Consider the following 10,039-nt stretch of genomic DNA (forward strand, 5'->3'; position numbering starts at 1 on the left):
CGGAGACTCGTAGAACGATGAATCCCCCTGCCTTCAGGCGGGGGAGAACGTCAATCAGGTATTCACGCCCAGAGATGCATGGGGATAGGGGGCGAAGGGGAGATTTGAGAAAAGGATGGAGTATTGTACCGGGTCGGTAGGGTTGCCGAAACCCGGTTTCCAGTAAGGTTCTGTCCGTTCTAACGGGTCAAACTGTTCCATTCCGCTTCAGCGTCGGAAAGTGCCTGTTCGACGGTTTTTTCTTCTAACATCGCCGCTTGCAAGTTGTCGTAAATAATTCGTTGTAATTCGTTGGCGTTGGAGATGGGTGGAACTAGCACTTCAGCCCGTTGTAGTTGTTCGGCACTGATAACGCGGGCGTCGTCTACTTGGGTGGTGTCGTCGGTGGCGGTTTGGAAATATTCGTCTTGTAGGGTTTCGATGGTGGACGGTAGGGTGTTGGTGGCTTTGGAAAAGGCGAGTTGATTTTCGGGATTGGTTAGAAATAGAGCAAAGTCGATGGCCTCTTCTGGGTTGTCGGTATCTTTGGGAATTACGACGTTCATCACCGCTACGGCAATTTTCCCCGTGTCTCCGGTAATTTGCGGGGCGGCTTCGGAGACGGCGGCGATGTCGGGGGCGTTGTTGGCGATGGTTTGGAAAAACTGCGGACCGGAGGTTAACAGGGCGAGTTCTCCGGCTTGGTAGAGTTCGATGGCCCGTTGGTGGCCCTGGGTGAGAACGTCGCGGGGAATCAAGCCGTCTCGATACAGCTTGACCCAATATTCAAAGGCGGCTTTGCCTTTGGGGGTGTTAAAGGCGGCTTTTCCCGAGTCGTCCACCAGTCGGACGCCCATTTGTACTAACGACTCGAGAACTTCTCCGGAATCGTCGGGAACTACGGTGACGAAAAAGGCATATTTTCCAGTTTTATCCTTGACTTTTTTGGCAAGTTGTGCTAATTCAGCATAGGTAGCGGGAGGTCGATCGATTCCGGCAGTCTGGAAGAGTTGGCGGTTGTAGATGGTGATGCGGGTGGTCACGTACCAGGGAATGCCGAAACTCTGTCCCTGGAAGCGGCTGGCGTCCCAAATGGGGCTGAGGTACTGTTGGCGTACTGTTTCGGAAACGCGATCGTCGAGGTTCAACCAGGCGTTACGGCCGGCGAGAAGTGCTGAAAACGTGGGGTTGAGGTTGGCTAGGTCGGGGGCGGTTTGGGCGGAGACGGAGGCCAGCATTTTGGCTTCCATGGCCGACCAGGGAACGTCTACCCAATCGATTTCTGTATCGGGGTGTTGGGATTCGTAATCGGCGATGAGGTCGTTGAAGTATTCTGTAAACTGCGGTTGCAGTTGCATCGTCCAAAATTCTACAGTTCCCTCCTCTGGGGGCGGTGGCGAGGCGGCGCAACTGACGAGACTGCTGAGGAGTCCGCCGCAAAACAGGCGAATTCCCCACTGTTTGACTGAGGTTCGGCTAAAGTGCTTCATGGGTGTATCTGTTCGAGACGGATCGTCGGGCCGATCGCGTACTGAGCAACCGTCTCGGTTATCTATTCCTGAAATTTGGTTAAATTGGGCGAGTTGACGGGCGATCGAGCGGACTTGTCACGGACTTCAGCCCCGTAGTAGAACAGTGTTAGCTCTGGGGCAAGGGTTCGGCTAATCTCTCGAAACGCGCGTCGATCGCGAGCGTTCGGGACCTGCGATCGCTCGCTTCGTGATGGAGGACAGCGTGGTTAACTTTATTAAAAATATCTTCTCCAAGTCCAAACAAGGGATCGGGATCGAACTTTGTCCCGATCGAATCAACTTGATTAAACTGCAAAAGCAAGGGCAGGGCTACAAAATCGCCAACTTCATCACCGAAGAAGTTCCCGAAGGGGTGATGGAAGAAGGGCAGATTCTGGATTTGCCCACGATGGCGCAACTCCTCGAAACCACGATCGAAGAACATAAAATCAAAGCCAAACATATCGCGACGGCGGTTCCGAGTCGAGAAGCGATCGTGCGCTTGATTCCCGTTCCCGACGGTCTCGACGAGAACGAACTGCGGGATTACGTCAACCAAGAGGCGGGATTGTATTTGCCCTATCCCCGCGAGGAAGCTGATGTGGACTTTCAACAGCTGCGGTCTTTCGTGGACGAGGAGGGGGAAACGAGAACTCAACTGTTGTTTGTAGCCACGCGCAAGGAAGTCACAGACAGCTATCTCACTGTGTTTCAGGAAGCGGGGCTGGATTTGGACGTGGTGGAAGTCAGCAGTTTTTCTGTATTGCGCTGCATCCGCGACCAACTGCAACAGTTTACGCCCTCGGAAGCTGCCGTCACCGCCGATCTCGAGTTCGACAGTACGGAAATTTCCGTCATTGTCGATGGCATCCCTCAGTTTTCCCGTACCATCGGCATTGGTAGTTTTCAAATTCAAAGCGCCCTGTCTGCTGCTATGAACCTGCCCCCGTCCCGCAATACGGAACTGTTGCAAGGGATGACGCTGCCGGTGAACACCGGAGATAGTATGACGATGGGGACGATGGGAGGCAACAACCCGGGAACGACGGCGATGATGAAGGTATTGGGGGAACTGGCGGACGAAATTCGCCGCTCGATCGATTTCTATCTCAATCAAAGCGAAGGCTTGGAAGTGGCGCAGTTGTTCCTCGTCGGACCGGGAAGTTCCATCGGACAACTCGACGAATTCTTCATGCAGCGATTGAGTATTCCCACCAACCAAGTCGATCCGGTGGCTGCGCTAGGATTGGAAATGGACGAAGAGGAAGTTCCTCTGGTTCAACGGCCCGGTTTGGGCGTCATCCTGGGTCTAGGAATGCGGGAGGTTTAAGACCGTGTACAGTATCGATATTAATTTTCTCAACGATCGCCCAGAATATCGCCCTGAGTCCGCAGCCGCCCCGGCGGGGGAACGACGATCGATCGAAATTCCAGGGAAGGCGGTTCTCATCGGCGGAACGGCGGTCGCCGTGGCCTTTCTGGCGGCGGTGGGTGGCGCGTTTATCTATTTGAAACAGTTTGAGATTCCACAGTTAGAGGCGGAAATTGGCGACCTCGAAGCCGAACTCAGCAGCTATCTTCAAAAGGAACAACAATACAAACAAATTCAACAGGAAACCCAGCAAATTAAAGCGCAAACTCAGGCGTTGGCCGGGGTGTTTAACTACATTACCCCCTGGTCGGCGCTGTTGCAGGATTTACGCGATCGCCAACCGGGCGGGGTTAGGATTAGCGAGGTTCGACAGATCGAATACGATGCCAGCCGTCCGCCTTCGGGATTGCCCAAACCGGAACCGACGGAAACGGGACGGCCGCCGTCGCTGGTGACGATTTCCGGTATCGCCAAGTCCTTTAGCGACGTGAACGATTTCGTGGTGGTGTTACAGGAATCGTCTCTGTTTAAAGGCTCGGCCACGCAATTGATTGCGGCGGAAATGACGGACTACCAAGCGAGAAGTCAAACCTACGACGACAACGCGCCGACGGGGTTGGAGTTCGAGCAGGTGGTTGAATTCGAGCTGGTCACGCAAATTCGCGAAGTTCCGGCGACGGAAATCTTGCCAGAATTGCAGCGTAAGGGTGCATTAGGACTTGTTAACCGAATCCAGCAACTGCAAAGTAGAGGGGTAATCTAACGATGGTCAACCCAGACGAAGAATTTATGGAAGGTGAAGAGGAGGCAGCCGAAGGGATTGCCCTGTTTGGGATTACGCTGTCGCCTCAAATCCTGGCGGTGGTCATTGCCGTCGTCGGTTTGGGGGCTTCGATATACCTGGCGCTGAATTTTGTCAAACCCTTGTGGGAGCAACGATCGAACCTGCGGCGAGAAATTGCTGAGAAAGAGGCGCAACGCCAAGCCCAGGGGGATATTCTGGCGCAAATCGAAGCGGCTCAGGAAGAACGAGACGCCGCCGAACAGATTCAGCGAGACGTGCTGTCGATGTTCGCCAGTCCTGACAGTCTCGATACGCTCCTGTTAGACCTCAACCAACAGGTTCGACAGCGCAATGCGAATTTGGGACCCGAGGAAATTCGCGCGAAGTTGGTGGCCGAAGGCTGTCCTACGTCGGTGATTGACAATTATGCTGATTTAGACCGACGGGTGGATGGCTTTTTTGCGCAAGCGAAATTGACCCGCTTCGAGCCGGTGTTTCCGGAAACTTCCCGCCAGACGAACGCGGCGGCGATTACGGAGGACGGTTACGAATTGGTTCAAGATGGTTCCCTCGGTGCGAGTGCGGACAATCAGGTGAAACGTCAGACTTACGAGGTGGAAATGCAGGGGAATTTCGACCAAACGCGCATGGTTTTGACGCAAATGGAGCAGCTTCAACCCCTGTTGGTGGTTAAGAACTTTGAAGCTGAGCTGGAAGACCAAACCTTTTTGTTCGATCGAAACGGCGTTTTGAGTGGATGTCAGCCGGACGCGAAAATTACTTCTTCCTTTACGTTGCAGGCGTTGTTACCTCTGTCTCAGGAGGAGTTACAGCAAATGGCTCAAGAGGAGGAAGGGGAAGGCGAAGAAGCGGCTCAATAAAGGTCGATCGATCCTGTCCGGGGAACTCTCTTTCTCAAACCCGGTTTCTCGCAAACAAGGGTTTTGGAATTTTCTCGGTTTTGGAGAAAGAGAACTTGACCGCAACGGTATCGCCACGACAAGACAGCCAGAACAAGGCTGTAACCCGGGTGCAACGAATTTTTAACGCGGGTTTGTTGGCGATCGCGCTTCCAGTATGATAGATACGACTCAGAATCGCGATCGACTGGACTGATTCCGGTTCGGTTTATCCCTTTCTAAATCCGTTTCAAGTGAAACCTAGGTAAACTCGATCGCAATCGCGATTTGATATTGGCGTTGAGGAGAGAGCGGTGAAACATTATTTCGGACTCGGTGGGCTGTGCTTCGGCGCAGCAATGGTTGTAGCCGCCCCGGAAGTGGCTTTGGCTAACCCCACGGAAGTCACCTCGATCGAGGTTCGTCAAACGCCGTCTGGCATGATGTTGATGATGGATACCGCCAACGGCGATCGACCCCAGATTTTTCTGGTTCGTCGCGGCGAGTCGATCGTGGCTGACCTCATTAACACAAAACTGCGATTACCGCAAGGGAACGGCTACAGCCAGCGCGATCCGAGTCCCGGTATCGCCTCGGTGGTGGTGACGCCCCTCGATTCCAACAGCACTCGCGTGGTCGTCACGGGGTACGGCACGCCCCCCAACGGGGAAATCGTTCAAGAAGCCAGTCGGGGCATTGTCTTAAACTACAGTGCCGACGCCACCGCCGCTCAGTCTCAACCCTCTGCACCGCCGCCGGGAATCGCCCAGCGGCCTCAAGCGAACTCGGGCGTGACGCGACCCTCGGGAACGCCCCAGCGAACCGCACAGCAACCGCGCCCGGACGTTCTGGTTCCCGACCCCACTATTGAAATTGATGGGGTTCCCTTTGAAGGACAACAACCGACGGTAAACCCCGCTCCCGCCTTTCAACCTCGCGCCGTGGCGCCGCCAGTGGGAGATATTGCGATTTCCTCCATCGATACGTCTACTTACACGATTAATTTAGGAACCTCCGAACGGGTTCCGCGCTTGGTTTTACGGGATGCCTCCGTTGAAGAAGTTCTATCTTTACTAGCGCGGGCTGCAGGCTTGAACCTGGCTTATGTGGGCAACGATACGAATGGCAATCGTAGAAACCAAGACCAAGAAGGCTCGGGTCAAACCATTACTCTCGATGTGGAAAACGAGTCCGTGCAAGAGGTGTTTAATAACGTCTTGCGTTTGAGTGGTTTGCAAGCCAATCGCGAAGGTAATACAATTGTTGTCGGCCGTAATCTACCGGATAGCGCACGACCTGTAATCAGCCGCACCCTACGCCTCAACCAAATCCCTTTAATTGATGCTCGAAATTTCCTCTTGTCTCAAGGGGCAGAATCGAGTGATGTTGCCACACAAACACAGACGCAATCTGTCCGGATCGATCCTCAAGATCCCAACTCGCCGCGAATTACGACAACGACCACTCGAACGACAGTTGAATTGTTATCTGTCGCCGATCGAGGCGATCCTTATGATGGCTATGCGCCTTTACCTTTGCGAGGTTTACTGGTTGCCATTGGTAATCGATCGGGAGACCCAGTATTTTCAGGAAATGAAATTACACTGGTCGGCGATCCTCGTAAAGTCGAGATGGCAACTCAAATGTTGATGCAGCTTGAAACCCGTCGCCGTCAAGTTGCGCTTAACGTCAAGATTGTAGATGTTTCTCTGAATAACGAAGAGCAATTTACGCCGAGTTTTTCGTTTGGGGTGGGAGATACCTTTATATCCAGCGATGGAGGTTCGGCTGTTTTTAACTTTGGCGGCGCGAATCCCCCCAATGCCGATACAACAGTGGGTAGTCCGATTACACCGCCCATTATTAACAACCCGTATAGTGGCGATCCGTTCTTAGGAGATGGTTTCTTCTCGAACGACTTTCCAGCTTCCGCCGATGCTCCTCTTGATAACAACAACGATCCGACCGATCCTGGAATTACAGACTTCACGCCGGGAGAGACGACCTTTGAGGCAATTCCTACAACGGTCGACCCAGTGACTGGAGAACCGAGTGGTTTTGTTCTCCGACCGGTGACGAGTCCTGATGAATATGAGTTTAGCCTTCCTTCGTTATTTCAGTTTCCAACTCGCTTCCTAGCGACGTTACAGGCGCAGGTAATTAGCGGAAACGCGAAGATTTTGACCGATCCGACCTTGGTGATTCAAGAAGGTCAAACGGCGGATGTGAATTTGACTCAAGAAGTGGTCAGTCAAATTACCATCGATTTTATCGATACTCCCAGCGGAACTCGTGAGAGTCGTCAAGTCGATAAAGAACCCGTCGGCTTAGAATTGGCTGTTACAGTGGAACGCATTGACGACAACGGTTTTGTAACATTACAGGTCAATCCAAGCGTTAGTGCGCCCGTGGGGACAGCCGGTGAAGGAGAACAAATCGTGACGCTGATTCAACGCCGTTCGATTAGTTCGGGACGAATTCGCCTGCGGGACGGTCAAACGCTGATTTTGTCGGGAATTATTCAGGACAGCGATCGAACGGAGGTTCGTAAAGTGCCGATTTTAGGGGATATTCCCCTACTGGGTTCGCTGTTCCGGCGGACGGTGCGCGATAACGAACGGCAAGAGGTCATCGTCGTCTTGACCCCTAACGTTCTCGACGACGCCGATCCCAATAACTTCGGCTATACCTACACCCCCGGACGAGACGCCCGAGAAATCCTCGAACAACAGCGGAACTTCACGTTCCCGCAACCGGGAAATCCGTAACTTCCGTTCGAGTCCCTACCTCAAACCCCGGTTTGTCCAGCAAACCGGGGTTTTTACGATCGATCCTGAGAAGGCTTCCATTTCCGGTGAGGATAGATGCAATAGCGATCGCGCCCGCGAATTTTCGCCTGGTACAAGGCCCAATCTGCCGCTTTCACCAACTCCTCAGAAGAAGCAGAAGGCAACGGCACCCAACAGGCTATTCCCAAACTGATCGTCACATGGGGTTTCACATCCGAGGCGCGATGCGGGAGATTGCGCTTGGCTAACATCCGGCGAATCGACTGTCCCACTTGCACCGCCTCGGATAACTCCGTATTGGGGAGAACCAGGGCGAATTCCTCGCCGCCGTATCGCGCTACCATATCTCCCCCGCGACGCAAGCAACGGCGCAACACTGCCGCCACTTCCTGCAAACAGACATCTCCGGCCACGTGGCCGTAAGCGTCGTTGTAACTTTTAAAGTCGTCGATATCGCACAATATCAACGACAAGGGCTGTCGTTCCCGCGCCATGCGCCGCCACTCGCGATCGAAGGTTTCGTTAAAATGACGGCGGTTGAACAGTTGCGTCAGTTCGTCGAGATTGGCTAACCGTTCGAGTTTCTGGTTCGCCGCTTGCAGTTGTTCGTATAGCTGCGCCTGTTCGATGGCGATCGAAAGCTGTTCTGACAACCGCTGTAACATTTCTATTTCCCAGTTTTGCCAAGGGTGCAATTCCCGGCAAACCTGCAGGGCTAACAATCCCCAGAGTTGAGTTTTAGTTTGAGTTTTAGTTTGAGTTTTAGTTTGAGTTTTAGTTTGAGTGTTAGCTTGAGTTTCAGACGTCGGCGTTGACGCTTCCAACTCCGACGGGGGCGCGTTGCTAAAAATAGGAACCACCAAGACCGATCGCACCTTCACCTGTTGCAACATCCGGCGACAGGATTCGTCGAGGTGGGGGTGCGAGGCGACGTCGTCAACGGCCAGGGGAACGCGAACCAAGATTTCTCGGCCTTGTCGAGTCAGACAGCGATCGCGCAATGCCTCGAGATAGCCCTCACAGTTTAAGATCGACTCGTAACCCGACGCCATCGATTCTGTAGCCAGACACATTTGATGTCGTTCTTCGAGTCGGACGACCAAGGCACGATCGACCCCCATACTCTGCTGGACTTCGCCAACGGTGGTATTGAGGATTTCCTGCAAAGTCAAGGATTGGTGGATGCGCTGCATCAGGTGTCCGAGAAGGCGATCGCGCTGTCCTTGCTGTCGCAGTTGAGTTTCGAGGCGCTTGCGTTCGGTAATGTCCCGTCCGATGCAGACGAAGGCTTCAACGGCGTCTTCCTGCTGTAACGTGGCGCAAGAAAACTCAAACTGACGGATTTCCCCCCATTGGGTGCGACAGTCAAACTCTCCGGAAACGCCAGTTTGGGGGAGTTTTCCCCCGCGTTCGATCGATTCCGATAAAGACTCGTCGAGGATGAGTTTGGTAATCGGCTGTAACAACAAAGCCGATTCTTCATAACCGAAAAGGTCTTTGGCGGCGCGGTTGGTGGTGACGATGTGGCCCGTTGACGTGACCACGAACAGGGCGTCTTTCATGGCTTGGAAGACGCGATCGATATAGTTTTTCGCCGACTCCAACGCCGTCAACGCCATGCTGTATTCTTTGGCGATTTGTCCGAACTCCTGTTCTGTGGCCATGCGTTCGGTGGAATCGCGAATTAAGACGATAATTTGACCGGGAATTTCCTTTGAAGCCAGGGTTTTCGGCAAAAAATACAGATCGATATAAAACATCGAGGAGTCGTCGGCGAACCGCGCGATACCTTTGAGGATGAAGGAAGTCCGTCGCCGCCATAGTAAATCCTCGAGAATTTTCTCCAATCCCACCAGTTCCGGAAAGGGCGATCGCGCGTCGCTTCCAATTTTCACCTCTTCGGGAACTTCGCCGAACCGCAAGACTCCCGAGGAACAGTCAACGATCGTGCGGTGGCGATCGATAACGAAATATTCCAGTTGGGGCAGTGTCAGTAAGGCTTGTAACGTTTTATCCATCGGGAAGAGGGGATGATGGGGACGGGAGATAATTCGATGGGGAAACCCCTGTTGTCGGTTTCCTGTTAATTATCAATTATTAACTATTAATCATCAATTATCCGATCGGGTCTTCCTGTTCTAGGGGGAGTTCGATAATAAATGCCGTTCCACCTTCGGGAGGAACGACGCAGGACAAGTGACCGCCGTGGCGTTCGACGATAATTTGATAACAAATTGACAGTCCCATACCCGTCCCTTTTCCAACGGGTTTGGTCGTAAAAAACGGGTCAAACACTTTCGGTTTTACCTCTTCGGAAATACTCGGTCCGTTATTGGCGATGCTGATGCGAATTTCTGATTTTTCAGCAATCAAAGATGTTTTTATTTTTATTTTTGGATCGTCTATAATTTGTCTTTTACTGTATTCATGTAAAAAATAAATTGCATTATTCAATATATTCAAAAATACTTGATTGAGCTGACCGGGATAGCAATCTAATTTCGGGATTTCACCGTAATTTTCAATAACTTTTATTTCTCGCTCTCCTTCAAATTTAAGTCGGTTTTGCAACATAATTAACGTACTTTTCAAGCCATCATGTACGTCAACTCGCTTCATTTCAGCTTCGTCGAGACGCACGAAATTCTTTAAATGCTTGACGATTTGATGAATTCGAGATGCTCCAAACCGCATAGATTCGATGA

At 52.4% G+C, this 10,039-nt stretch carries 7 protein-coding genes; 4 read left to right on the forward strand and 3 right to left on the reverse strand.

The annotated features are described in order from the left end of the window. Positions 1–179: 179 nt before the first annotated feature. Positions 180–1,469: an ABC transporter substrate-binding protein gene (locus tag ACP5D4_RS14600; RefSeq protein WP_428012353.1), complete on the reverse strand. Its 1,290-nt coding sequence runs from the start codon at positions 1,467–1,469 to the stop codon at positions 180–182. Between the two features lie 244 nt (positions 1,470–1,713). Between ACP5D4_RS14600 and pilM the strand changes: the two genes are divergently transcribed. The 4 genes from pilM (at position 1,714) to ACP5D4_RS14620 (ending at position 7,313) form a co-directional block, all read left to right on the forward strand. Next, the gene (pilM, locus tag ACP5D4_RS14605) at positions 1,714–2,820 is read left to right on the forward strand and encodes a type IV pilus assembly protein PilM (RefSeq protein ID WP_428012372.1); all 1,107 of its coding nucleotides are present in this window, start codon (positions 1,714–1,716) and stop codon (positions 2,818–2,820) included. Between the two features lie 4 nt (positions 2,821–2,824). After that, positions 2,825–3,625 carry a PilN domain-containing protein gene (locus tag ACP5D4_RS14610; RefSeq protein WP_428012354.1) on the forward strand — a complete coding sequence of 267 codons (801 nt, stop codon included), beginning with the start codon at positions 2,825–2,827 and terminating at the stop codon, positions 3,623–3,625. 2 nt (positions 3,626–3,627) lie between these two features. Then, on the forward strand, positions 3,628–4,527 hold the full coding sequence (locus ACP5D4_RS14615) for a hypothetical protein (RefSeq protein ID WP_428012355.1): 900 nt from the start codon (positions 3,628–3,630) through the stop codon (positions 4,525–4,527). Between the two features lie 332 nt (positions 4,528–4,859). Continuing rightward, positions 4,860–7,313 carry an AMIN domain-containing protein gene (locus ACP5D4_RS14620; RefSeq protein WP_428012356.1) on the forward strand — a complete coding sequence of 818 codons (2,454 nt, stop codon included), beginning with the start codon at positions 4,860–4,862 and terminating at the stop codon, positions 7,311–7,313. Between the two features lie 53 nt (positions 7,314–7,366). Here ACP5D4_RS14620 and ACP5D4_RS14625 read toward each other — a convergent pair whose 3' ends face one another. Both ACP5D4_RS14625 and ACP5D4_RS14630 read right to left on the reverse strand, forming a co-directional pair. Then, positions 7,367–9,352 carry a diguanylate cyclase domain-containing protein gene (locus tag ACP5D4_RS14625; RefSeq protein ID WP_428012357.1) on the reverse strand — a complete coding sequence of 662 codons (1,986 nt, stop codon included), beginning with the start codon at positions 9,350–9,352 and terminating at the stop codon, positions 7,367–7,369. Positions 9,353–9,449: 97 nt separating this feature from the next. Next, on the reverse strand, positions 9,450–10,039 hold a 590-nt coding region (locus ACP5D4_RS14630), incomplete at its 5' end, for a sensor histidine kinase (protein ID WP_428012358.1).

Source organism: Baaleninema sp. (assembly GCF_049974805.1).
Lineage (GTDB): Bacteria > Cyanobacteriota > Cyanobacteriia > Cyanobacteriales > Geitlerinemataceae > Baaleninema.

Coding starts and splice junctions, on each gene's coding strand:
- ACP5D4_RS14600 (WP_428012353.1), bottom strand. CDS start 1,469: ATGAAGCACTTTAGCCGAACCTCAGTCAAACAGTGGGGAATTCGCCTG.
- ACP5D4_RS14615 (WP_428012355.1), top strand. CDS start 3,628: ATGGTCAACCCAGACGAAGAATTTATGGAAGGTGAAGAGGAGGCAGCC.
- ACP5D4_RS14625 (WP_428012357.1), bottom strand. CDS start 9,352: ATGGATAAAACGTTACAAGCCTTACTGACACTGCCCCAACTGGAATAT.